The sequence below is a fragment of the Nostoc sp. genome (assembly GCF_036917935.1).
Classification (GTDB): Bacteria; Cyanobacteriota; Cyanobacteriia; order Cyanobacteriales; family Nostocaceae; genus Nostoc.
The window spans coordinates 28,933-51,670 of record NZ_JBALEL010000029.1 but is presented as its reverse complement, the minus strand read 5'-3'; the positions used below and the strand labels follow the sequence as shown (position 1 = coordinate 51,670).

Genomic DNA, 22,738 nt, shown 5'->3' with positions numbered 1-22,738 from the left:
AAAATAAGTTCCTCTTATGAATCTGAAAAATATCTAACTCCAAAAAAGTTACTGTTAAGTACAATTTTGTAGTGCTATTGAATATATAGCGGTTCTCAATGTTTCAGTTCGCAAAAATTGGAAAGGTTCAACTGAACTGTCTTGCGATCGTCGCCATTGGCAGCCAAAGAAAATCTAGAGGACTTACGCATCTAAAGTATAAAAATTCTTTAATGAACCTATCCCACTAATATTTTGTGAATCCAGATGTGGATAGTAGGGAGGTCAATAAATGCCTCAAAATAAAACGAAGCGACGCTCCCATATTCCCACGAGACGACAGTCAAATGCGTTGATACCGACTTTGTTGGCGAATTGCGATCGCTATTCCTCAAAGCCAAGAGATGTCGTAGCGCCTTACCCTATAAATTGTGGTTTAGATGAATTCACAAATATTGTTATATAAACCGCGAACACTTTCTTCTTCCTTTTACCCTCTATTTTCCTTAACCGAACAGTATTGACACGAGTGCGAGTCAGGCATTGGCGAGATAGCTGCCTTCATGAAAGTGCCATGCGATCATGATACCTTGTCGAACTCAATATAGAGGTGCTTCAGTGTCCGCATGAGTACGTTCGGTAAGTACTGGTATCCTTCTTGTGCCAAGCGAATATTTTTCAGCCGTAGTAGCAAACGCTGATATGCGATCTGCATTTCCTTACGAGCAAGCATAGCGCCCAAACAAAAATGAATACCATGACCAAAAGATAGGTGGTTGTTGGCATTATGGCGGCGCACATCGAAACGCTCACCCTCAATAAATTTTATGGAGTCGCGGTTAGCAGCATCGAAGCGGAGCATCACTAAAGACCCAGCTTTGAGATCAACGTCTGCGAGTTTTGTATCTTGCGTCACAACTCGCCACATTCCTGCTGTTGGACTTTCCATTCGTAAAACTTCTTCAACAAAGTTCTCTAACAGGGAAATATCTGTTTGTACCAACTTCATCTGCTCTTTATTGTTTGTCAGCAACAACATCCCACCTGCGAGCGCACTGGTGATAGTCTCATTTCCTGCCACTAATATTTGCTGAATTATACTCAGCAGTTCAGCAGTGTCGAGCGATCGCTCTCCATCCACTTTTGCCTGTACCAAGTCAGTGATCAAATCATCTTGAGGCTGTTTTTGGCGTGACTCTATGACATCACGAAAATAATGCTGGAAAGCGACAACATCTTTAGCACACTCAATCTCCTGCTCTCTAGAAAGTATGTGACCTAAACGCGCAATAAAAGCATCAGACCATTGCTTCAATTTCGGCAAATCTACTTGCTCAACACCTAACTGTTGAGCAATAACTTTGATCGGTAAAGGTACGGCAAACTCACTGATGAATTCACACTTGCTGCGATCAATGAAACTGTCAATAAGTTCATCAACAATCTGCTCAATCAAATCACGCATTTTATTGACACGCGACGAGGTGAATGCCTTATTTACCAGCGAGCGAAATCGCTCGTGTTCTGGTGGATCTGCCGTCAGTAGGGTGTTCATCTGAGGCCAGCCTTGAGCCGAAATTTTCTGCAACTCATCATCATGTTCTTCTTTGCCAGCCAGTAAAGTAGAGAAATTGCTAGAGAATACTCTTGTATCTTTAAGAATTTCGATCACTAAGTTATAGCGGGTAACAAGAAAGAGTTTTGCTCCCGTTTTGGGACTAGGTAGCTCCATAATTGGTGCTTCCTCCTGTGCCAGCTTGTAGAATTCATAAGGGCACACAAGCACTTCTGGGTCAAAGAAGTTGTAGTCTGACAGATGCTTCATGCTTCTAATGGTGGTCAGTGATGGTTTGCTTTGACTCAAAATGAGTCAACATCATCTTAACAAGTTACTAACCGTTAGCTGATTTTTGAGGGATTAGAGGTAACTAGGTCTTGCACAGAAACACCGAGAAAGGAAACGGCATTAAGAGCAAGAACTTCAGGCGGCTTATGCTGCTAGAATGCAGACTATGTATGGGATTAATTGGGACTTCCAAAAAATAAATTATCCCAAAAAAATCAAGAAACAATATTTGTTCCATAATGATAATCATTATAGAGGGGGAAGAAAGGGTTGCCTTTCTTCCCCCTCTATAGCGTGCATGAGAAATCTCCACTCAGCGTCTATGAGTGGTATGATCCCACATTCCGCAGGTTAGTTAAGAAAAGAGGTTACGCCAACGGGGTGGGAGCAGGGAATAGGAGAAGAATTAGCCCTGAAGTCAGGGCGAAAAATCCTTGAAAATGCTCAGGAAGTAATCTATAAACCCATTGAGTATAAAATTATCCGGTCATGCAAGCGATCGGGCAAAATATGCTTTATCACCGCTCCGATTTTGGCATCTTGTCCAACAAGATAGCGTGTTTTGGGTTGTTTGGCAGTGAGCGCCTGGACAACAACTTGAGCCACAATATCCGCAGAAATGCCCTTAGATGCGAGAATCTGCATTTTCTTGCGGACAATATTCATCGCTTGACCGTAGAGATTTTGTGCCGATTGTGGTAGGTCGTATTGTGCTGTTTCAGATTGACTAAGAGACTTTTCCCAGATTGGGGTAGCAATAGAACCGGGTTCAATAATTGAAACCGAGATTCCCCAAGGTCGTAACTCCATTCGCATCACATCAGTGAGTGCTTCCAAGGCAAATTTAGAAGCATTATAAGCACCCAAAAACGGCGTAGGACTCCTACCAGCAATGGAACCCATATTGATAATTCGACCCCGACTTTGGCGTAAAAGACCAAGAAATGCTTGTGTGACTGCTAATTGTCCAGTGACATTAACCTGCATCTGGTGTTGAAATTCGGCGATCGCTAATAATTCTAATGGGCCAGGGACAGCAATTCCGGCATTATTCACTAAACCTAAAATTCCCGTACCACCGACTGCATTTGTTACCTGATCAACCGCAGCTGCGATCGATTCCGCGTCAGTAACATCTAAAAAAATCGGAATCAGCCTTTGTGACCCTTTCTGTTTAAGTGTTTGAGCATCAATATCTTGACGCACGCCAGCAAAAACACAGAAGCCCAATTGGTCTAAAAGCAAAGCACACGCCTGACCAATTCCTGTTGAGGCTCCTGTAACCACTACTGTACGTTGATTTTCTACAACCATTAATTTTATTTTATGATGGGGCTGCCGCAATTACGAATTAGTATCAATCTTTGCAAGTACCAGCACGAAGGCAATCTTCGGTTTGGTCATCTCTAGCCGATATTTGCCACGGCAAGATGCGTGAGGGAGCATTTGTACTGTAAGCAATTAGAGCAGCTATTGTGGGAAACTGGTTTTTAACAATTGTCACGTCACTACTAGAAGTATTGCCTAGCTCAACATTGTATAAATAAACAGGCAATGCCATTAGGACAATGCAAATTATCCGGTTCATACCCAACCTCAGCTAACAATTTCCGATTACGCTATGTATAGATGCCACCTTGATGAACCGGATTTTTAAAACTGAGTATTAAATGTTGATGTTGTGTGAATTTATGCAACGCTACTAGCTGCAAAGACGTGATTTCTAAATTATCGGTTCCACCTTTTTTTAGGTTAGGCATTGCCTACAAGATGGCTTCCTATTAACTTATGCAGATGCAAGCCCAAAAAACAGGATAAAAAACCCACAGCACCCAAAAACATATCTTGGTAGCTGCATTCCCCAGATAAAATAGTTAACAAATGTTGCCTACTAGCTGACTCATGACGCCTTCACAAGACGTAGATACTGTAAACGTTCCCAATATCGACCCAGAAGGATATGGCAACTCAGACACCGATCCTCTTGATGAGTTGCCAGGTGAAATCGAAATGTCCCTTTTCGACCACCTAGAAGAGTTGCGGCGGCGGATTTTTTATTCGCTGATTGCCGTAGCAGTGGGCATTATCGGCTGTTTCTTTGCCGTTAAGCCAATTGTCCAGTTACTTGAGGTTCCAGCACAAGGAGTAAAATTTCTCCAACTTGCACCCGGAGAATATTTCTTTGTCTCCCTGAAAGTTGCAGCCTACACTGGCTTCGTACTTACTAGTCCTTTCATTCTTTACCAGATTATCCAGTTTGTGATTCCAGGACTGACTCGCCGCGAACGCCGTTTGCTGGGGCCTGTGGTTTTAGGTTCGAGTGTGCTGTTTGGCGCGGGGTTAGTATTTGCCTATTTACTCCTTATCCCCGCAGCTTTGAAATTTTTCATTAGCTACGGAGCAGATGTAGTCGAACAACTTTGGTCAATTGATAAATATTTTGAATTTGTGCTGCTACTGTTATTCAGCACTGGTTTAGCATTTCAAATTCCCATCATCCAACTGTTGCTCGGTAATTTAAACATTGTCTCGTCAGAACAGATGGTTTCTGGTTGGCGTTACGTAATTATGGGTGCAGTGGTTTTAGGAGCCGTCCTAACACCTTCTACTGACCCCCTGACTCAAAGTCTCTTAGCGGGAGCAGTTTTAGCGCTTTATTTCGGTGGTGTTGGACTGGTTAAGCTTACAGGTAAATAACATCTGGAATAGGTAAAAAGATTTTCATGCTTAGTTTTTGACCAAATGTTTATTAGCTATAGTGATTTTGAAAAAATCGAGATTCATGTTGGCAAAATAATAAAAGTCGAAGAGTTTCCTAAAGCTAAAAAACCAGCTTATAAGTTGTGGATAGATTTTGGCGATTTGGGCATAAAAAAATCTAGTGCCCAAATTACTAAAAATTATCAGCAAGAGGAATTAATCAACAGATTAATATTAGCTGTTACTAACTTCCCTCCCCGTCAAATTGCCGATTTTATCTCGGAAGTTTTAGTCTTGGGAGTGGTTATAGACAATGGAGAAGTTGTATTAATTCAGCCAGATAGAGATGTAGCTATGGGCAAAAGAGTTCTTTAGCACGTTATGCTATTTTTGGATAAAAAATACTGTAAATACTCAGAGATTTATTTAATGCCAAAGCAATAGCGGATCATAGTATCCATTCCGAAGAGCGATCGCCCAAATCGAGAGGAATACTGACAGCTTTGCCGAGCCGGGGGCGATCGCGTGTTTGAGCAATAAAACTTTGTACCTGTGTTGACCCACCCAAGGCATGAAGATAATTGGCAATGCTATCGAGATGTTCTTGGTACTCCGCCTCGCTCAAGGGAAAAGAAGCTTGCTCTAGATATTTCCACATTACTTGCAAAAATATCTTTCCCTGTGCCCGCCGGAACTGGACATCATAAGAATATCCCCACTTATCAAGCAACATCTGACGTAATTCCTGTCCTGTCATAGCTTTTCTCAATCAGATTTTACATTTAGTTATGATGTTAAGTTCCGTGACTCCAGTATGATAAGGATATAAAGAAATGTAATGCTAACAGAAAAGATGCTTTTTATATCTTGGAACAAAGAATTATGGCATCGTTGTGAGCGCTAGCATTTCGACTTAGACAAGAGTTGCTCAAGTACTAGTACTTTTGTCAAAATGCTTAACAAAATACACAAAGAGCGCGTAGATTATGGCTCAATTTTCTGAATCAGCAGACGTGCCCGATATGGGGCGTCGTCAGTTCATGAATCTGCTCACTTTTGGGACTGTCACTGGAGTAGCTCTGGGTGCATTGTATCCCGTTGTCAAGTACTTTATTCCACCAGCAGCAGGTGGCGCAGGTGGCGGTGTAACGGCAAAAGATGAGCTAGGTAACGATGTTAGCGTCACTAAATTTCTCGAAAACCGGAATGCAGGCGATCGCAACCTAGTCCAAGGACTAAAGGGAGATCCCACCTACATTGTGGTAGACAGCAAAGAGGCGATCAAAGATTATGGCATTAACGCCATCTGCACCCACTTAGGTTGTGTCGTCCCCTGGAACGTTGCTGAGAACAAATTCAAGTGTCCTTGTCATGGTTCCCAGTATGACGAAACTGGTAAAGTTGTTCGGGGGCCAGCACCTCTGTCTCTGGCTTTAGCCCATACTAACGTCAACGACGACAAAATCGTCCTAACCCCTTGGACTGAAACCGACTTCCGCACCGGTGATGCACCTTGGTGGGGTTAATAATTTTGTCCTTAGTCATTTGTCCTTTGTTCAGGGCTTAATGACTAATGACTAATGACCAATGACTAATGACTAATTCAATTGTCGCCCTTATAGAGATGAGAAATGTTTTCATAACAGCGAGGTTAACTCGCAGTGCTAGAGCGATTGTCAAAACATTGCTCATAGCGATCGCTACTGTGACATTTTACTTCACCAGCGATCTAGCCCTTCCCCAATCAGCTGCCGCCTATCCCTTTTGGGCACAGCAAACCTATCCTGAAACCCCCCGCGAACCAACAGGGCGAATTGTTTGTGCCAACTGTCACCTAGCCGCCAAGGTTACAGAAGTGGAAGTTCCCCAATCGGTTCTACCTGACACTGTATTCAAAGCTGTGGTGAAAATCCCTTACGATCTGGGCGCCCAGCAAGTTGGTGCCGATGGTTCTAAGGTTGGCTTGAACGTCGGTGCTGTACTGATGCTACCCGAAGGCTTTAAGATTGCTCCTGAAGACCGTCTTTCCGAAGAACTTAAAGAAGAAGTTGGCGACACTTTCTACCAACCCTACACCGAAGACAAAGATAACGTCGTCATCGTCGGCCCTTTACCCGGTGAACAGTATCAGGAAATCGTCTTTCCAATTCTTTCTCCCAACCCCGCAACCGACAAGAACATCCACTTCGGTAAATATTCAGTTCACGTAGGTGCTAATCGCGGACGCGGACAAGTTTATCCCACAGGCGAAAAGAGCAATAACGCTGTTTATAACGCTTCTGCTACTGGCACAATTACCAAGATTGCCAAAGAGGAAGATGGAGACGGTAACGTTAAATATCTAGTCAACATCCAACCGGAATCGGGTAATGTTGTTGTTGACACGATTCCTTTAGGGCCAGACTTGCTTGTTTCCGAAGGGCAAGCAGTTAAAACTGGTGATGCTTTGACCAGCAACCCGAACGTTGGTGGATTCGGTCAAATAGATGCAGAAATCGTATTGCAAGACGCATCTAGAGTCAAATGGTTGATTGCGTTCATCGCTCTTGTAATGTTGGCTCAAGTTATGCTTGTGCTGAAGAAGAAGCAGGTTGAAAAAGTTCAAGCTGCTGAGATGAATTTCTAAATTCTTTGTTCAATCATTATTTGTAGGACAGGCATCTTGCCTGTCTTTTTTTTACGTTATTTACACAAAGCCTGGAAATTTGGGAATTGACTGCTAGTATTTGAACGTAAATGCTTTAAAATAACAAACAAAATACACCTTTTTCAAAAAGAATTTATGGAAGAATAAGTGTTTAAAAAAATCTGTTGATAAGTTAATATAATTCGCCAACTATGGACGCTAGAGAACTAATTCAACGTTATGCTGCTGGTGAAAGAGACTTCACAGGAATTCGCATCAAAGGAAGCAGCCTAGAAAATTTTGATTTACCAGGAATTATCCTCAAGGACGCTATGTTATACCGCATCGAGATGCAGAACGCCAATTTACAAGGTGCTGTTCTAGATGGTGCGCGATTGGATCTCGCTGATTTAGAAGGAATTAATCTTGAGGGGGCTAGTTTAGTTCAAGTTAATTTGGATGAAACAATACTGTCAGGGGCAAATTTATGTAATGCTGATTTGAGGGGCGCAAGATTACGGGAAGCTAGTTTGAACAATGCTGACTTGAGAGAAGCCAATCTCGAAGGTGCAAAAGCTTTTTCTGCTTCGTTTAGTCATGCAAACCTCCGAGGGGCAAACATGAAGGGGATTGATCTCACATCGGGGTCTTTGGAGGGAGCAACGCTCAGAGGAGCCGACCTAAGTCAAGCTAATCTGAGCTATGTGAGATTGAATGGATGTGTCTACGACTCAGAGACAATATTCGATAATTGTATTTATCCACCAGGTCCAGTAGAGTCTCCAAGAACTCTGTCTAGCGATGAGATTTACCCAATACTAGTATCTCAAGCAGCTATACAGATTGCTGCTGGCGCTCAGTTGCGAGGGTTTGATCTAAGAAATACTGATTTAAGCGATGCCGACTTGAGTACAGCAAACTTAAATCAGGCTAATTTGAATGGTGCTGACCTCAGTGGTGCGACCCTCTTTCAAGCTAATCTCGAAGGTGCAGATTTAGATTATGCGGATTTGACCGACGCAGACCTTGAGCAAGCTAGCCTAATTGACGCCCAGACGAGAATGGCTATTTTTTGCAATACAATTATGCCTGATGGGACTATACGCAATGATAGTTGTGCGGAAGAAAAGCTTGAAGATGAAGAAACTGTGTATGAGACTTAAATATTTATATCCAAATTCCCTTCGGAGGATTATGTAATTATTCAAAAATATTTATATTAACTTATGGAAGTCTCTAATGTTTATGAAGCTAATGAAGATGAAGGCATTATCCAATACCTCTGCCAAAATTAGAGGGTTAGGGGGAGACAAAAAGGCTCAATCCCTTGGATTACAATGGTTTCAGGCTTTTGAATTGGGCTTTAAACCTATATCCCGAAACCCGCATTGTGCGGGCTTTCTAAAAAATTGGCAAAGGTATTGATATCCAAATCTGGATATTACATATAAAATTTCCGTACTGGAACTGGAGAAACGACATGGATGGAACAGCCTTAGTTGTGGGCGCGAGCGGCATCATCGGCAGCAATCTTGCGAGAGAACTGATCGCGAATGGATGGACGACCTATGGGTTGGCCCGAAATCTTAGAAACGAGGTGGAAGGGTTACGCCCTGTTGCTGCCGATTTGCTCGATCTAGCTAGCCTGAAAACTGCGCTGTCAGACATCGCCCCAACACACATCTTCATCACAACGTGGATGCGTAAGGCGACCGAGGCCGAGAACGTCAGGGTCAACGGCACGATGGTTCGCAATCTGCTAGATGTTCTGTCACCAAAGGACTCAGTGCAGCACGTCGCCCTCGTCACCGGACTCAAGCACTATCTCGGGCCATTCGATGCATACGCCAGCGGCGGATCGCTGCCAGAAACTCCATTGCGCGAGGAACATCCCCGGCTCGACGTCGAAAATTTCTATTATGCTCAGGAAGATGAGGTCTATGCCGCCGCCGCCCGTGACGGTTTCACCTGGAGCATTCATCGCCCTCACACTGTCATTGGAAAGGCGGTCGGCAATGCAATGAACCTCGGCACGACGCTGGCCGTGTATGCCGCGATTTGCAAGGAAACCGGGCGCCCGTTTCGCTGGCCAGGTTCTGAAGCGCAGTGGAAGGGCATCTCCGACATGACCGACGCGCGGGTGGTGGCGAAGCATCTAGTCTGGGCGGCGAAGACCGAAGCGGCCCACAACGAGGCGTTTAACGTCGTCAATGGCGACATCTTCCGCTGGATATGGTTGTGGGGGCGGCTAGCTGACTGGTTCGGCATCGATCCCATCGGGTTCGACGGCACAACCCACCCGCTCGAAGCCGAAATGGCGAATGAAGATGCTCTCTGGCGCGAGATCGCAAAGCAGCATGACCTCGCCGAGCCGGATCTGAGCCGTCTGTCGTCTGCATGGCACACCGATCTCGATCTTGGGCGTCCGATTGAGGTTATGACCGACATGTCGAAGAGCCGCAAACTCGGCTTCTCGATATACCAGAAAACGGACGAGTCGTTTTTTGACCTGTTCGAGCAACTACGCGCAGATCGGTTGATTCCGTAGAACCTCGGTGGATGGTACTGGTAGCGTTTTATTTACTACGAAAAAGGTTATCCAGAATCAGTTGTTGCACCAGATGTATTTGTGGTGTTTGGAGTGGAAAACCGTGACAGACGATCTTACAAAACCTGGGAAGAAAATAATCAAACCCCAGATTTTGTTCTAGAGATTACCTCAAAAAGTACCCGCAGCAAAGACCAAGGTGCAAAGAAAGGAATTTACGCCTTTCTGGGAGTGCGTGAATATTTCCAATATGACCCCACAGGCGATTATCTCAATCCCCAACTCCAGGGTTTACACTTAATCAATGGGAACTATTTCCCACTGGCAACTAATACCTTGCCAGATGGTACAGTGTCCCTACACAGTGAAGTTTTGGGGCTAGAGTTACGCCTAGAAGCGGGAAAACTGCGTTTTTACAATCCAGCTGCGGGTCAAACACTCCTAACTCATGAAGAGGAAGCAGCTGCACGACAAGCCGCAGAAGAGAAAGCGCAAAGATTAGCTGCTAAACTTCGAGAATTAAATATTGATCCAGATAGCCTTTAGCTAATCCGGCAGTGGTAATAAAATAATCGGGTGAGTATGATTTACCCACCTTAATTATGCTTACTAAAGTTAGAAAATAATCTCAAAGCTCTCCGTTAATCTTGCGCCTGATGATTTCCATCTGGGCTTGCATATCAGCTTCTGTCACAGGCATAGGATACTTTGGAGAATTAGGGTTACGTTTGCTCATCAAAAAACGTAGAGCTTCAATGTCTTCGTGGTTTTCCACAACGTAAGCTCTCAATTCTGTAAAACTCATTTGCTGATAATTCGGGTTCATTGACAAACTCCCATTCGCCATTGCGATAAACAATAATTTGCAGTTCATCCGCAGATAAAATGTAAACTTCTCCGCTTTTGTCGTCAAATCGAAATAAGCGGATATCTTTGTACAGATTTGACAGCATTTGACAAACCCGTACACAGGCTAAGGCTTGCTCTGTTGTTGGTAAAATAAACGCTCCTCACTACTAATATAAGGTGAGCATTGCCCACCCTACTACTGTTGATTATTTTTTGTGAGACTACAACGGACGGTAGACGCGATAGTTAATTTCAGGGAAGATATTATCCATTAACTCGACTTTTTCCAGCCAACCACTGTCAATTTTGCCGATTTTAACGTCTTCATAGAGTTTATTGAACCGCATCAGGTGCGATCGCGTCCGTCTGACTGCATAAGGTACCATAGTTCCCGTCCGCATAATAAAAGCCCAGTCGGAAGATTGTGCTAATAACAATTCCCGCGCTGCTTGGTTCAATGCTTTCCACCCCAACTCATCCTCTGGTTCTAGGTGCGAGATTTCAATCATCCGTTCAGCAGCTTTGTGCAAATGTGGATAAATCCACGCATTCGTTTCATTCAACCAATACTCGTGGAAACCCTTGAAACCCCAACTCGACTGCGAAGGACGACAAACTTGCTGAGTTGGCTGATCTCGCAAATAGTCTGCTAAATGGGTCATTTGATATGTTGCTTGGTCATACCACGATTTGCGGAATAGGTAATCGATGAACCAAGGGCCTTCATACCACCAATGTCCAAATAACTCTGCGTCATAAGGCGAAACGATAATTGGCGGCCGCCCCATTAGAGCATGGAGATTCTCCGATTGCCGCTCTCGGTTATACATAAAGTTAGCAGCGTGTTCTGCTGCCTTTTCCCTAGCCCAATACGGATCATAGAGCGCCTTATCTGATAGACCTAAGCCACGCCCCGTTATTTTATGATACTTAATACCCGTATTTTTACGCTGGCCATTAGGCATAATGTAGGGCTTGATGTACTCATATTCTGCTTCCCAGCCCAAATCTTTGTAAAATTCTCGATATTCCGCTGCCCCAGGATAGCCCACCTCAGAAGACCATACCTGTTGGGAAGATTCATGATCTCGACCAAAGACAGCAACACCAGTTTCTGTATAAATTGGGGCATAAGTGCCAAAGCGCGGACGGGGACGGGCGTAAAGGATGCCATGCCCATCAGTGAGGAAGTAGCGTAAGCCAGCATCAGCTAGCATCCGCTCTAAACCTTCATAGTAGGCGCATTCCGGCAACCAAATGCCTCTGGGAGCTTGTCCAAAGGTTTGCTCATAATGTTCGCAGGCTACCTGAATTTGCGCCCACACTGCTTGTGGATACATTTTCATCAACGGCAAATAGCCGTGAGTAGCGCCGCAAGTGATGATTTCCAGGTTGTTACTATCTTGGAACTTCTTAAAAGCTGTCACCAAGTCACCGTCGTAGCGTTCCCATAGCTGACGCGCTTCGCTAAACTCAGTAGCGTAATGTTCGGCTAAATAACGAAGATGCCCCTTGTTGATATTATGTTCTGCTTCTAGTTGTATAAGTTCTTCTAGTTGGGCTAAGTGTGCTTCATAGCGTTCTTGAAGCAGAGGATCGCGAAGCATCGACACTAGAGGGGGTGTCATACTCATCGTGATTTTAAAGTCGATACCGTCTCGCTTTAAGCCTTCAAATACTTTCAATAAGGGAATGTAGGTTTCTGTGATGGCTTCATAGAGCCATTCTTCCTCCAGCACGTAGTCACTTTCTGGGTGACGAACGAAGGGCAGATGTGCGTGGAGTACAAGCGCGACGTAGCCGATAGCCATAGTGATTTTGGGGTGATACTTGTAAGTTGAAGGTCGAGAGGTTTGGCAGAAATCAACAATATTTTAAGACTTTATGGGGATCGTAAAGTAGATTTATAGCAGTTTTCAATTAATTTAAAAACCTTATGCCAATCTTTCAGCCCGTTGTCATTCCTGTTCTAGTTCTTGGTTGGCTTGTTGCAGTAGAAAAATTGGGTTTCTAAGTTACAGTCCTTTTGTGACCTTTACGCCTTGGCAGTTTAATAATTATTTTTGAGCCACGTTCGCGTAGCTTCAGTTTCAGTCAGCGTTTAAATCCACGTCTGAAATTTTCTTCTCTACAAAATGCTGCGCGTAGCTTGCTTCCTTGTAAGGGTACAATTTTAAATTTTTAATTGTTAATTTTGAATTGTTAATTGTTAATTTTGCCTTCTCCGGTGAAGTTGAGTTTGAAAAGCGATGCCGAAGGCGGGCTACGCCTACGCCAGAATTATACAAAAAAACGCTGAACTCGAACGCCGAAACCTGGTAACAATGGTGATGTGATTTCGTCATCAATCAACAAGGTTGCGAGCAGTTTTAATTGGGCAGCTTCTCGGCGATAAACTTCTAGTTGCTGTAATTGCCAATTTGCAATCCAATATTCTTGGACTCCTGTGGATGAGTATAGTTTCAGCTTTGCTTCTCGATCTCGACGTTCGTTAGTTGTCCCAGGAGAAAGCACTTCCACAATGAGTTCTGGCGCTCCTCTCAAATGCCCTTCGTCATCTAGCAATTGTGCTAAACGCTCACGACTAATCCAAACTACATCGGGTATGACATTATCGGCATCTGTAAAAATTATGCCGGGAGTTTGACGGGTTTCCCCCAGCCCACTAGAGCGAGACCAAATTTGTAACTCTAAGGATATATTACCCGCAGTTCCTTGATGTCTCCAGTGAGGCGCTCTAGTCACAAATAGCTCTCCGTCAATAATCTCATAGCGCTTCCATTCGTCAGTTGTGAGTAATTCTAAGTCTGAGGTTGTCCAACGGACTTTATCAGATATTGTTTGGTTCATAGCACTATTTTCCATGCCTAGTTTAGAGATAAAATTCTATTTTTCAGAATATTTGCTCAGGATCAATACCTGCGGATCGTAAACGTTCTGCCAATATTGCAGCCCGTTGACGTTCTTGTTCTAGTTGTTGATTTGCTTGCTGTAATTGTTTGTTTGCTTGCTGCAACTGTTGATTTGATTCTTCCTCTGGCAACATCACCAGTTGCCTCTCTGGTGTAAGAAAGCGTAATTTGCCCATATATACTGCCAAATACAGCCCTAACTGCCATTTAATCAGGCGGATGAGTAAATCAATTTGTTCGCGGTGTAAGTCAGATTCCAAGGGGGTCTCGTCACTATAGATATCACCTGGTGGGAAAATTCTACTCTCAGTGACATCTTTTACACTAGGGGTGGTGGCAAGAGGCTGAGACATACAAGATAGTTTTTATGTTTGTATCTATGCTATCGTGACCAACCTTTGCATAGGCACAGCCCCTCGTAGACATCGCACTCCTTAGGGACTGACAAATAAAAAAATACTCAACTACTTCTTGTGGGGTGGGCGACACGAGAGCCTTTGGCTATGAGCGGACAAGATGTCCACCCCACAAGATTGGATAATTTATTTGTTGGAAATCCCTTATTCCTCATCCCGATATAACTCTTGCAAGTCTTGTAACTGAGTCTTGCGGGAAATCCGGCGATATTTTTTACTTTCTAGCTTGGGTTCGTATTGACTCTGCCCTTTGCCTTTGCTTTTGCTTTTTAACTTCATGGTGGATTCTGGATCGGCTTGTTGATGCAGCTGAGTTTCATGAGCGATCGCAGCGTCCAAAAATTCTAAATAATGTTCATATCGTTCCCAGTCTCCCCGCACCGCACACTCAGGTTCGTCTCGATGCAGACAATCACTAAACCGACAGCTAGCAACTGCTAGCCGCTCTCTGGCTTCTGGGAAATAATGGATTAATTCTTCTGGTATACAATCTATGTCCGGCTGATTAAAACCGGGGGTGTCTGCAAGCAAACCACCGCTAGGTAACTCAAATAATTCTATATGGCGAGTGGTATGACGACCACGAGCCAGTTTGCCAGAAACTTCCCCGACTCGCAGCTCAAGAGAGTCAATCAGCGTATTAATCAGGCTGGATTTGCCAACGCCGGAAGGCCCAGCAATTACAGTGATTTTATTGCTCAAATATCTGGCTGCTTGTTCAGTATTTATACCATCTTTAACACTGATAAATATCGGCTGATAGCCCCAACCAAGCAGGCGATCGCTAACTTGTTGTTGCTCCTGCGGGGAAATTAAATCACTTTTATTCAAGCATAAAAGCACATCCAAGCCAGTAGACTCAGCTTTAATCAGAAACCGACTCAGCTGATAAGGTTCCAAAGGTGGATCGGCAACAGCGAATACTAAGAGGATTTGGTTGACATTGGCGATCGCCGGACGATCTAACTCACTTTGGCGAGGTAGAACATCAGCGATCGCCCCCCGTCCCCCAGCCCAATCTGGCTCTTCTACCACAACGCGATCGCCGACCATCACCTGTTGTCCGATTTTTTTCAGACGTGTTCGGCGAGTACAAAGCAGGAGAAGAGGAGGTAAGGGGGCAGTGGGGCAGTGGGGCAGAGGGACATTTAAATTCAGTTTCTCCTCTGCTTCCCTGCTCTTCATCTCCCCATCCTCTTCATCCAGCTGTACTCGGTAAAAATTGGCCTGTACAGCCACCACCGTACCCAATAACTGTCCAGTTGCGGCAAAATTTTCCCCTGTCATTGGCTAGTAACTGGACGACGCACTAATAGAGAAAAATAACTAGTGCAGTCTGTAATTTGTTCTACCTGATAACCTGCCATTGTCAAACTATCAGGAACCTGCTCAATCGGTTCGCCGGGGTCTAGCCAGACTTCTAGCAAACCTCCCAATGGCATTTTCTCCAGACGTAGTTTTGTCCGCACGAAATTAATCGGGCAAGGGGTGCCGCGTAAATCAAGTTGAGCATCGGGAGTTAAAAGAGAAGAGGGCATTATCACTTAAATAAATTTCCCAAGAATCCTTCTAAACCGCCTTTACCAGTGCGATCGCCCTTAATTTTAGCCAGCTTCTCCAATAGTTCCCTCTCCTCTGGGGTGACTTTATTGGGAATATCAATTAATACGTTCAGCATGTGATCCCCACGACTTACGGGATTACCCAAGCGGGGTACGCCGCGATTTTCCAACTTCATCACTGTATTCGGCTGAGTTCCAGCTGGGATGATTAATTCTACTGGCCCATCTACTGTATCTACCTCTAACCGACAACCTAAAATCGCTTGTAGGTAGCTAACTTTGATTTCCGAGAGAATATTAATCCCATCCCGTTGAAATTCCTCATCCTCATTCACGAACAAGTAGACGTATAAATCCCCAGGAGGGCCACTACGTTGACCAGCATCTCCTTCACTAGAAATCCGCAAGCGTGTGCCATTATCCACCCCAGCGGGAATGGTAATTTTGAGTTTCTTTGTGACTTGATTTGCGCCCTTACCATCACACGCATCACACTTATCTTCAATTACCATCCCTGTTCCATTACAGGTGGGACAAGTCGAGACTTGGGTGAAACTGCCAAAGGGTGTTCTCGTTACACGGCGTACTTGAGCCGATCCGCCACAAGTCGAACAAGTCCGAGGGCGGGTTCCAGGTTTAGCACCAGAACCGCTACAAACTTCACAATTTTCTAGATGGGAAATGCGAATTTCTTTTTCGCCGCCAAATACCGCTTCCCGAAAGTCTAACTTCAGGTCTAGCCGCAGGTCATCACCTCTGGCAGGCCCACTACGCCGTCTTTGTTGCGTGGGACTACCCATACCGCCGGCAAAGCCACTAAAAATGCTTTCAAAGATATCGGCAAAACCACCCATATCACCGACATCTTGAAAGCCCGCGCCAGCAGCACCTGATACACCCTCTGGGCCAAAGCGATCGTAACGAGCGCGGGTTTCGGGTTCTGAGAGTACCTCATAAGCGCGGTTAATTTCTTTAAAGCGATCCTCCGCCCCCGGTTCTTTGTTCACATCTGGGTGATACTTCCGGGCTAAACGGCGATAGGCTTGTTTGATTTCTTCTTTGTCAGTGTCACGAGAGACACCCAGGATTTCATAATAGTCGCGGGCCATATAGCAAAGGTAAAAGTTAGAAGTCAGAAAGCAGAAGTCAGTAGAACGTCATTCACGGTCACTTGCTACCCTATGGATAAGTGTTTTGCCTACAGATATGCAAGAGCAACACATTATCCTCTAGAGGGCGGCTTGCCGGAGGGCAGGCAGAAGATAAAATTAATTTTTGTTAATAACTGATTTTACCCTTTACCTTTTACAAAAATCACCGACAAATCTTGAGCAACAGGTGCTTTCCTCGTGGGAGACGACAAAAGCGATAGAAGTTATGAGCTGGTTGTAAGCCTCTGCTCAGACTTCTCACTGCCGAGTCGGCTGTCTCTTTTACAATTGTGCTACGTAGGAGAGGAAAACCTCGCCCATCAACCAGAGGGGCTAGCCGCACCATTAGGTGTGGAAAACCACCCTTATGCAATGGAAGTGGCTTTGAACTGGCAAACTGCCTAGCCCAAAGTAATTTGCTTCTACAATCTAGCAAACCGCTGGGGTCTTGTGAAACTTCGCTAAATATTTAGATATATTAAAATGTCTTAATAAAAATTTGCAAATTAGGGAGTGGGGACAGTGAACAGTGGACATCTGTCAACTTTCAACTTTCAACTTTCAACTGCCCAATGCCCAATGCCCCATGCCCCATGCCCCATGCCCAATGCTCAATGCCCAACCCCTAATCTATCGCCTCATAATCAGCTTGTGCGGTACTTTCTTCGTCAAAATCAAAATTGAATTGTGGTATTAGTGTGCCATTCATTGGTGAGTCCATTTCTGGGGTAAACAGACTAGCTGAAGCCTCTTCAATTTCATCACTTTGGCTGTTAGCTCGATTGTAGACATCAGCACCAATTGCAAGCAGGGTTTGTTGGAAGTCGTCTAAGCGCTGCTTAAATTCCACTGTGGAGATGCTGGAGTCAATCATGGCAGCTTGGAGTTGTGAAACTTTTTCACTGGCCAAGGTTTTCATCTGTTCGCCGATAAAGTTGCCATTATCCTTGATGGTGGATTCGTAACTGAACACCAGATTATCAGCTTGGTTTTTGAGTTCAACCAGTTCTTTACGTTTACTATCTTCTTCGCCAAACAGTTCAGCTTCTTGGCGCATCCGTTCGACTTCGCTGCTACTCAAACCACCTGTATTGGTAATCCGAACACTCTGTTCTCTACCAGTACCTTTGTCTTGGGCAGAAACCTTCAGGATGCCGTTGACATCGATTTCAAAGGATACTTCAATTTGCGGCACACCACGGGGCGATGGGGGTATTCCTGCTAGCAGAAACTTGCCGAGACTCTTGTTATCTCGTGACATTGCCCGTTCACCTTGGAGAATGTGAATTTCTACTGAGGTTTGTCCATCAACTGCGGTGGAAAAAACTTGTGACCTACTTGTAGGAATTGTGGTATTACGTTCAATAATTTTGGTGAACACTTCACCCAAAGTTTCAATTCCCAAGGACAGAGGGGTGACATCCAATAGTAAGAGATTATCGACTTCGCCACCCAACACACCTGCTTGGATAGCTGCTCCCAATGCTACGGCTTCGTCAGGGTTGATAGAGCGATCGGGAGCTTTGCCATTGAAAAACTTAATCAGCGCGTTTTGGACTGCGGGGATACGCGTAGAACCACCTACCAAAATAATCCGATCTATGGCTTGTGGTTTGAGATCCGCATCTTTAAGCGCTTGGATCATTGGTTCGATCGTCGTTTCAATTAATTTCCCTGCGAGTTCTTCAAATTTAGAGCGGCTCAGATCCATCTCCAGATGCTTTGGCCCGGTGTCATCAGCCGTGATAAACGGCAAGTTGATGGAGGTATTCACCATACTGGAGAGTTCAATTTTTGCCTTTTCTGCTGCTTCCCGCAGGCGTTGCAGCGCCATCTTGTCTTTGGAAAGGTCGATTTTCTCTTGTTCTTGGAAGCGTTCCATCATCCAAAGCACGATCGCATTATCAAAGTCGTCTCCACCCAAGTGGTTGTTACCACAAGTTGCTTTAACTTCAAAAACGCCATCCCCAAGTTGCAAGATCGATACGTCAAAGGTACCGCCTCCCAAGTCAAATACTAAAATTAGCTGCTCTTGGTCTTGCTTTTCCAATCCGAAAGCTAAAGCCGCAGCTGTTGGTTCATTGATGATTCGCAGGACTTCTAGTCCGGCAATTGTGCCAGCGTCTTTAGTTGCTTGTCTTTGGGCATCTGTGAAATATGCCGGTACCGTGATCACTGCTTGAGTGACTTCCTCACCCAAAAAGTTTTCCGCATCCTGCTTGAGCTTTTGCAGGATCATCGCGGATAGTTCTTGTGGCGTGTAGTTTTTTGAGCGAATTTGGACATCAACGGTATCGTCTCGACCTTTGACACAGTTGTAGGGAACGCGATCGCGTTCTATTTCAGTGTCTTCCCAACGCCGGCCGATGAATCGTTTAATACTGTAAATTGTGTTTTCGGCATTGGTTACGGCTTGGCGCTTTGCCAATTGACCAACCAAGCGATCGCCACTCTTCCCAAATCCCACAATACTTGGAGTAGTTCGTCCACCTTCAGAATTGGAGATTACCAGTGGTTGACCGCCCTCCAAAACTGCGACGCAACTGTTAGTAGTGCCTAAGTCGATCCCAATAACTTTTCCCATATTCGCCAGTATTTTTACTGAGTCTTTCTGCTGTAATCTGTCGCGGACTAACTTTTTTGCTCCGAACCAAGGCTAGCGGATAACGTCTGTGGAACCCCTCTTGCTGGTAGCAAGAGAGAAGTTGAAACACAGAGAGTTATCCAAAGCCTTGTCCAAGTTTTAGGTACGCGATGCAAGTCCCTTGCTAGAACCCAGGCACTTGCGGTCAGCGAGGTGAGCGATTACAGCTTAACTGTTGGCTTGACTCGACTGATCTTCTGGTGCAGCAGGGCTATCTTCCTTGGGAGCAGCTACTTTGACCATTGCATGGCGCAGCACACGCTCGCCCAAGAAATATCCGCGCACTAACTCTTCTAACACTGTTCCTTCAGGATGTTCATCCGTAGGTTCCCGCATTACTGCTTCGTGCAGGTTAGGATCAAATTCTTGACCTTCAGGACGCATTGGCGATACACCTAAGCGCTTCAGGCTATCTACTAATTGTTTGTAAACGCCTTGATAACTTTTGTGCATAGTCATTTCGCCATCAGATTGTGGTTTGAGGTGCGATCGCGCCCGCTCAAAATTATCGACCACTGGCAGCAATTCCAGAATCGTGTTCCGCTTCATCAGCACCTCTAGCTCTTCTTTTTCTTTGCTAGTGCGTTTCCGGTAATTCTCAAAATCAGCGGCAATCCGCATATATTGAGTACTACGCTCTTCTAGTTGTGTTTTCAGGGACTCAACAAATTGAGTCAGTTCTGCCAAAGCTGCCCTTTCGACTTCCGTTTTCTCGGTTGTAGGGGCGCTATTTTCGGAATTGAGAGTAGCCGTATCCCCCGATACATTGGTTTGGGCTGCCACTTGCTCTGTAACCTCGCTACCAGATTCATTGAAATTAATTTGGGCTGGGGAGTCACTCTTCATTGCTTGCTTTACCTCTGTTGGTTCACCCAATTGCTGGCTTGTATTGTTTATCTGTTTATTTTCATCGATCATTGTCTATTCATTCCAGATCCTATTTATGGCAGTGTATCTCCACAGCTTGCAACCGTCGTCATCCACGACTGGCAACTGAGGCTGATTTTATTGCCGACAAGTTCCTGGAAGTGATGTAACCGTCCTCTTATTGTGGCAAATGGTGTACACGTTAGCCCAGAAGCCACTAAGGCGGGAACCCGAACGAGTAATTTGCAAGAGTAGCGCTGAATGTGACTCGTCCCCGATCTTATGAGACTGTTGGCGAATTCATGTAAACCGCAATTTCTGGGGTGAGACGCTACGACATCTCAAGCTTTTGAGGATAGCGATCGCAATTCGCCAACAGTCTCATCTTATTTGAAAATATTTTTAATTTTTAATTTTTAATTCCGAGCAAAGCGACCTGACTCAGGACTTTTTTGGGAAATGAGAATTCTGTCTCACAGTACGGGAATACTTTAAGCAGAGGTTTCCCCAAATCAATTGCTCATTTATGAACTCGTCAGCACACCGGCGCAGTACCGCTCTAACTACCAGAACAGAGTTTTCGCCCTTCGGCAACAAGCTAGTGCAATCTGGCTATGTCAATACCGAACAGATGAGGCAAGCACTAATTGAAAGCCGCAAATCTGGCAGACCCCTAACGGAAGTACTAGAGTCAATCACTGGGCAACAACTATCGCCTGAGTTGCTCAGGCAATACAAAAAACAGCAGCTATTTGAACTTAAAATATTATACGGTGTTGAATTCCTCGATCCGGAAGTCAGCTCCGTTGGCAACACGATGATGGGGAACCTGATTGAAACCCTCATCCCAGTGGATATTTGTCGTCGCCATCGTTTAGTACCACTGTCGAAACACGAAGACCAAACCCCGCCTTCAGTTTTAGTGGCGATGGTCGCTCCAGATAATCTAGAGGCTTCCGATGACCTGAACCGGATCTTGCGCCCCCAAGGTTTGGCATTGCAGCGGATGGTGATTACACAGGAAGACTACCAACAGCTAATCAACCAATACCTGGATGAAAGGGCTGTTCAGCAAAAGCACCTGGAACAAGCAAAGTTTACAGATATTAATCAGGATTTAGAAAACCTCGGAAATCTCGATCTTTTGGATGCTCCGGAAGAAATGGAGGCTGATCTAGGGGCGGCGATGAAGGGTGCAGAGGATGCCCCAGTCATCAACCTAGTCAATAGAATCCTGGCTAAAGCCTTGCATGAAGGCGTTTCTGACATTCATATCGAACCGCAAGAAGAAAATTTACGGATTCGCTTTCGGAAGGATGGCATACTGGTCGAAGCTTTCCCTCCCCTACCGAAAAAAATCATCCCGGCGGTGACAGCCCGATTTAAAATCATCTCCAATCTAGACATTGCGGAACGGCGTATACCCCAAGATGGACGCATCCGAAGGCTGTTTGAGGGACGTAAAGTAGATTTCCGCGTCAGCACCTTACCCAGTCGTTACGGGGAAAAGGTGGTGCTACGGATTTTGGATAACTCTTCTACCCAACTGGGATTGGATAAGTTAATTACCGATCCGGAGACTTTACAAATTGTCCAAGATATGGTTAGCCGTCCCTTTGGTCTAATTTTGGTGACTGGGCCAACTGGTTCTGGGAAAACAACCTCGCTATATTCTGCATTATCAGAAAAGAATGATCCCGGTATTAATATCAGTACTGTAGAAGACCCAATTGAATACAGCCTTCCAGGGATTACTCAAGTACAGGTGATTCGGGAAAAAGGGCTGGATTTTGCTACCGCATTGCGGGCTTTCTTGCGGCAAGATCCAGATGTGCTGCTGGTGGGTGAAACGCGGGATAAAGAAACGGCGAAAACAGCAATTGAAGCTGCTTTGACCGGTCACTTGGTATTAACTACCTTACATACCAATGATGCCCCAGGTGCGATCGCTCGTTTGGGAGAAATGGGTATTGAGCCGTTCATGGTTTCTAGTTCCCTAATTGGCGTTTTAGCTCAACGTTTGGTGCGGCGTGTCTGTTCTGAATGTCGTATTCCCTACACTCCTACCGTCCAGGAATTGGGTCGTTATGGTCTATCAGCTTCCTCAGATATCGAAGTCACCTTCTATAAAGCTAACACCTTGACATTAGATGCGATCGCCGAAGCCAAAACCAAAAATCAGCTTTGCCCAAAATGTAATGGCGGCGGCTACAAAGGGCGTTGTGGTGTTTATGAAGTCATGCGAGTCACCGAAAACCTGCAAACTCTGATCAACGAAGACGCACCCACGGAACGTATTAAGGAAGTGGCAATAGAAGAGGGGATGAAAACCTTGCTCTCTTACAGTTTGGACTTAGTGCGCGAAGGTTCCACCACTCTAGAAGAAGTAGAACGAGTGACGTTTACTGATACTGGTTTGGAAGCCGAATTAAAAGCCAAGCGCAAGATTGGTCTTACCTGCCTGACTTGCGATGCCACATTGAAACCAGAATGGCTGGATTGTCCCTACTGTATGACATCTCGGTTTTAAGACTAATAGTCATTGGTCGATGGTTAGTAACTTTAAACAAATGACATAGACGCGCCAGTGGCTTACCGCAGGGGTAAAACAACTGACAAAGGACAAATAACAAACATT

The 22,738-nt window shown here is 44.9% G+C and carries 25 protein-coding genes; 10 read left to right on the top strand and 15 right to left on the bottom strand.

Annotation, left to right across the window (positions count from 1 at the left end):
- Nucleotides 1–271: 271 nt before the first annotated feature.
- Nucleotides 272–445, top strand: a complete 174-nt coding sequence (locus V7K62_RS13050; protein ID WP_334864506.1) for a hypothetical protein — start codon at nt 272–274, stop codon at nt 443–445.
- A gap of 114 nt (nt 446–559) precedes the next feature.
- On the opposite strand, the gene V7K62_RS13045 is transcribed toward V7K62_RS13050, so the two are convergent.
- From V7K62_RS13045 to V7K62_RS13030, 4 genes are all read right to left on the bottom strand, one after another.
- Nucleotides 560–1,804 (bottom strand): cytochrome P450, encoded by a 1,245-nt coding sequence (locus V7K62_RS13045; RefSeq protein WP_334864504.1) that lies wholly within the window; start codon nt 1,802–1,804, stop codon nt 560–562.
- A 477-nt stretch (nt 1,805–2,281) separates the two neighbouring features.
- Nucleotides 2,282–3,139: an SDR family oxidoreductase gene (locus V7K62_RS13040; protein ID WP_334864502.1), complete on the bottom strand. Its 858-nt coding sequence runs from the start codon at nt 3,137–3,139 to the stop codon at nt 2,282–2,284.
- A gap of 43 nt (nt 3,140–3,182) precedes the next feature.
- Entirely contained in the window at nt 3,183–3,413 is a 231-nt protein-coding gene (locus V7K62_RS13035) for a hypothetical protein (RefSeq protein WP_334864500.1), read from the bottom strand.
- 31 nt (nt 3,414–3,444) lie between these two features.
- Nucleotides 3,445–3,585: a hypothetical protein gene (locus tag V7K62_RS13030; protein ID WP_334864498.1), complete on the bottom strand. Its 141-nt coding sequence runs from the start codon at nt 3,583–3,585 to the stop codon at nt 3,445–3,447.
- A gap of 142 nt (nt 3,586–3,727) precedes the next feature.
- On the opposite strand from V7K62_RS13030, the gene tatC reads away from it, so the two are divergent.
- Both tatC and V7K62_RS13020 read left to right on the top strand, forming a co-directional pair.
- Nucleotides 3,728–4,522: a twin-arginine translocase subunit TatC gene (gene tatC, locus V7K62_RS13025; protein WP_334864496.1), complete on the top strand. Its 795-nt coding sequence runs from the start codon at nt 3,728–3,730 to the stop codon at nt 4,520–4,522.
- Nucleotides 4,523–4,567: 45 nt separating this feature from the next.
- Complete coding sequence (locus V7K62_RS13020) at nt 4,568–4,900, top strand: tRNA-binding protein (protein WP_334864494.1); 333 nt, start codon at nt 4,568–4,570, stop codon at nt 4,898–4,900.
- A gap of 73 nt (nt 4,901–4,973) precedes the next feature.
- On the opposite strand, the gene V7K62_RS13015 is transcribed toward V7K62_RS13020, so the two are convergent.
- A complete protein-coding gene (locus tag V7K62_RS13015) occupies nt 4,974–5,282 on the bottom strand; it encodes a DUF3067 family protein (protein WP_334864492.1) in 309 nt (102 codons plus the stop codon).
- Between the two features lie 229 nt (nt 5,283–5,511).
- On the opposite strand from V7K62_RS13015, the gene petC reads away from it, so the two are divergent.
- The 5 genes from petC to V7K62_RS12990 all read left to right on the top strand — a co-directional run bounded on the left by petC (nt 5,512) and on the right by V7K62_RS12990 (nt 10,245).
- On the top strand, nt 5,512–6,051 hold the full coding sequence (petC, locus tag V7K62_RS13010) for a cytochrome b6-f complex iron-sulfur subunit (protein ID WP_292774200.1): 540 nt from the start codon (nt 5,512–5,514) through the stop codon (nt 6,049–6,051).
- Nucleotides 6,052–6,149: 98 nt separating this feature from the next.
- Nucleotides 6,150–7,151 (top strand): cytochrome f, encoded by a 1,002-nt coding sequence (gene petA, locus V7K62_RS13005; RefSeq protein ID WP_334864517.1) that lies wholly within the window; start codon nt 6,150–6,152, stop codon nt 7,149–7,151.
- Between the two features lie 212 nt (nt 7,152–7,363).
- On the top strand, nt 7,364–8,314 hold the full coding sequence (locus V7K62_RS13000; RefSeq protein WP_334864490.1) for a pentapeptide repeat-containing protein: 951 nt from the start codon (nt 7,364–7,366) through the stop codon (nt 8,312–8,314).
- A 317-nt stretch (nt 8,315–8,631) separates the two neighbouring features.
- Complete coding sequence (locus V7K62_RS12995) at nt 8,632–9,699, top strand: SDR family oxidoreductase (protein ID WP_334864488.1); 1,068 nt, start codon at nt 8,632–8,634, stop codon at nt 9,697–9,699.
- A 30-nt stretch (nt 9,700–9,729) separates the two neighbouring features.
- On the top strand, nt 9,730–10,245 hold the full coding sequence (locus V7K62_RS12990; RefSeq protein WP_334864515.1) for a Uma2 family endonuclease: 516 nt from the start codon (nt 9,730–9,732) through the stop codon (nt 10,243–10,245).
- Between the two features lie 82 nt (nt 10,246–10,327).
- Here the strand turns inward: V7K62_RS12990 and V7K62_RS12985 are convergent, their stop codons facing one another.
- From V7K62_RS12985 to dnaJ, 8 genes are all read right to left on the bottom strand, one after another.
- A complete protein-coding gene (locus V7K62_RS12985) occupies nt 10,328–10,525 on the bottom strand; it encodes a DUF6887 family protein (RefSeq protein WP_334864487.1) in 198 nt (65 codons plus the stop codon).
- Nucleotides 10,452–10,700, bottom strand: a complete 249-nt coding sequence (locus V7K62_RS31545; protein ID WP_442937272.1) for a DUF6888 family protein — start codon at nt 10,698–10,700, stop codon at nt 10,452–10,454. The genes V7K62_RS12985 and V7K62_RS31545 overlap by 74 nt, the downstream gene beginning before the upstream one ends.
- Nucleotides 10,701–10,769: 69 nt before the next feature.
- The gene (locus tag V7K62_RS12980) at nt 10,770–12,359 is read right to left on the bottom strand and encodes a glycoside hydrolase family 57 protein (RefSeq protein ID WP_334864485.1); all 1,590 of its coding nucleotides are present in this window, start codon (nt 12,357–12,359) and stop codon (nt 10,770–10,772) included.
- Between the two features lie 469 nt (nt 12,360–12,828).
- Nucleotides 12,829–13,398 (bottom strand): Uma2 family endonuclease, encoded by a 570-nt coding sequence (locus tag V7K62_RS12975; RefSeq protein WP_334864484.1) that lies wholly within the window; start codon nt 13,396–13,398, stop codon nt 12,829–12,831.
- A gap of 43 nt (nt 13,399–13,441) precedes the next feature.
- Nucleotides 13,442–13,813 carry a hypothetical protein gene (locus tag V7K62_RS12970; RefSeq protein WP_334864482.1) on the bottom strand — a complete coding sequence of 124 codons (372 nt, stop codon included), beginning with the start codon at nt 13,811–13,813 and terminating at the stop codon, nt 13,442–13,444.
- A 207-nt stretch (nt 13,814–14,020) separates the two neighbouring features.
- The gene (gene rsgA, locus V7K62_RS12965; protein ID WP_334864480.1) at nt 14,021–15,163 is read right to left on the bottom strand and encodes a small ribosomal subunit biogenesis GTPase RsgA; all 1,143 of its coding nucleotides are present in this window, start codon (nt 15,161–15,163) and stop codon (nt 14,021–14,023) included.
- The gene (locus tag V7K62_RS12960; protein WP_442937270.1) at nt 15,160–15,414 is read right to left on the bottom strand and encodes a sulfurtransferase TusA family protein; all 255 of its coding nucleotides are present in this window, start codon (nt 15,412–15,414) and stop codon (nt 15,160–15,162) included. The genes rsgA and V7K62_RS12960 overlap by 4 nt, the downstream gene beginning before the upstream one ends.
- 2 nt (nt 15,415–15,416) lie before the next feature.
- Complete coding sequence (gene dnaJ, locus V7K62_RS12955) at nt 15,417–16,547, bottom strand: molecular chaperone DnaJ (protein ID WP_334864478.1); 1,131 nt, start codon at nt 16,545–16,547, stop codon at nt 15,417–15,419.
- Nucleotides 16,548–16,787: 240 nt separating this feature from the next.
- Between dnaJ and V7K62_RS12950 the strand changes: the two genes are divergently transcribed.
- The gene (locus V7K62_RS12950; protein WP_334864476.1) at nt 16,788–16,994 is read left to right on the top strand and encodes a hypothetical protein; all 207 of its coding nucleotides are present in this window, start codon (nt 16,788–16,790) and stop codon (nt 16,992–16,994) included.
- Nucleotides 16,995–17,214: 220 nt separating this feature from the next.
- Here the strand turns inward: V7K62_RS12950 and dnaK are convergent, their stop codons facing one another.
- Nucleotides 17,215–19,173 carry a molecular chaperone DnaK gene (gene dnaK / locus V7K62_RS12945; protein ID WP_334864474.1) on the bottom strand — a complete coding sequence of 653 codons (1,959 nt, stop codon included), beginning with the start codon at nt 19,171–19,173 and terminating at the stop codon, nt 17,215–17,217.
- Between the two features lie 228 nt (nt 19,174–19,401).
- Nucleotides 19,402–20,151, bottom strand: coding sequence for a nucleotide exchange factor GrpE (grpE, locus tag V7K62_RS12940; protein WP_334864472.1), 750 nt, complete (start codon nt 20,149–20,151; stop codon nt 19,402–19,404).
- Nucleotides 20,152–20,626: 475 nt separating this feature from the next.
- Between grpE and V7K62_RS12935 the strand changes: the two genes are divergently transcribed.
- Complete coding sequence (locus V7K62_RS12935) at nt 20,627–22,630, top strand: GspE/PulE family protein (RefSeq protein WP_334864470.1); 2,004 nt, start codon at nt 20,627–20,629, stop codon at nt 22,628–22,630.
- Nucleotides 22,631–22,738 lie beyond the last annotated feature (108 nt).

Excerpts from the sequence above, each read along its gene's own strand:
- V7K62_RS13050 (WP_334864506.1), top strand. The coding sequence starts at position 272 with ATGCCTCAAAATAAAACGAAGCGACGCTCCCATATTCCCACGAGACGA.
- grpE (WP_334864472.1), bottom strand. The coding sequence starts at position 20,151 with ATGATCGATGAAAATAAACAGATAAACAATACAAGCCAGCAATTGGGT.
- dnaK (WP_334864474.1), bottom strand. The coding sequence starts at position 19,173 with ATGGGAAAAGTTATTGGGATCGACTTAGGCACTACTAACAGTTGCGTC.
- V7K62_RS13000 (WP_334864490.1), top strand. The coding sequence starts at position 7,364 with ATGGACGCTAGAGAACTAATTCAACGTTATGCTGCTGGTGAAAGAGAC.
- V7K62_RS12980 (WP_334864485.1), bottom strand. The coding sequence starts at position 12,359 with ATGGCTATCGGCTACGTCGCGCTTGTACTCCACGCACATCTGCCCTTC.
- V7K62_RS13030 (WP_334864498.1), bottom strand. The coding sequence starts at position 3,585 with ATGCCTAACCTAAAAAAAGGTGGAACCGATAATTTAGAAATCACGTCT.
- petC (WP_292774200.1), top strand. The coding sequence starts at position 5,512 with ATGGCTCAATTTTCTGAATCAGCAGACGTGCCCGATATGGGGCGTCGT.
- dnaJ (WP_334864478.1), bottom strand. The coding sequence starts at position 16,547 with ATGGCCCGCGACTATTATGAAATCCTGGGTGTCTCTCGTGACACTGAC.
- V7K62_RS13040 (WP_334864502.1), bottom strand. The coding sequence starts at position 3,139 with ATGGTTGTAGAAAATCAACGTACAGTAGTGGTTACAGGAGCCTCAACA.
- tatC (WP_334864496.1), top strand. The coding sequence starts at position 3,728 with ATGACGCCTTCACAAGACGTAGATACTGTAAACGTTCCCAATATCGAC.
- V7K62_RS12995 (WP_334864488.1), top strand. The coding sequence starts at position 8,632 with ATGGATGGAACAGCCTTAGTTGTGGGCGCGAGCGGCATCATCGGCAGC.
- V7K62_RS12975 (WP_334864484.1), bottom strand. The coding sequence starts at position 13,398 with ATGAACCAAACAATATCTGATAAAGTCCGTTGGACAACCTCAGACTTA.
- V7K62_RS13035 (WP_334864500.1), bottom strand. The coding sequence starts at position 3,413 with ATGAACCGGATAATTTGCATTGTCCTAATGGCATTGCCTGTTTATTTA.
- V7K62_RS12960 (WP_442937270.1), bottom strand. The coding sequence starts at position 15,414 with ATGCCCTCTTCTCTTTTAACTCCCGATGCTCAACTTGATTTACGCGGC.
- V7K62_RS12985 (WP_334864487.1), bottom strand. The coding sequence starts at position 10,525 with ATGAACCCGAATTATCAGCAAATGAGTTTTACAGAATTGAGAGCTTAC.
- V7K62_RS12935 (WP_334864470.1), top strand. The coding sequence starts at position 20,627 with ATGAACTCGTCAGCACACCGGCGCAGTACCGCTCTAACTACCAGAACA.
- V7K62_RS13015 (WP_334864492.1), bottom strand. The coding sequence starts at position 5,282 with ATGACAGGACAGGAATTACGTCAGATGTTGCTTGATAAGTGGGGATAT.
- V7K62_RS13020 (WP_334864494.1), top strand. The coding sequence starts at position 4,568 with ATGTTTATTAGCTATAGTGATTTTGAAAAAATCGAGATTCATGTTGGC.
- V7K62_RS13045 (WP_334864504.1), bottom strand. The coding sequence starts at position 1,804 with ATGAAGCATCTGTCAGACTACAACTTCTTTGACCCAGAAGTGCTTGTG.
- petA (WP_334864517.1), top strand. The coding sequence starts at position 6,150 with ATGAGAAATGTTTTCATAACAGCGAGGTTAACTCGCAGTGCTAGAGCG.
- rsgA (WP_334864480.1), bottom strand. The coding sequence starts at position 15,163 with ATGACAGGGGAAAATTTTGCCGCAACTGGACAGTTATTGGGTACGGTG.
- V7K62_RS12970 (WP_334864482.1), bottom strand. The coding sequence starts at position 13,813 with ATGTCTCAGCCTCTTGCCACCACCCCTAGTGTAAAAGATGTCACTGAG.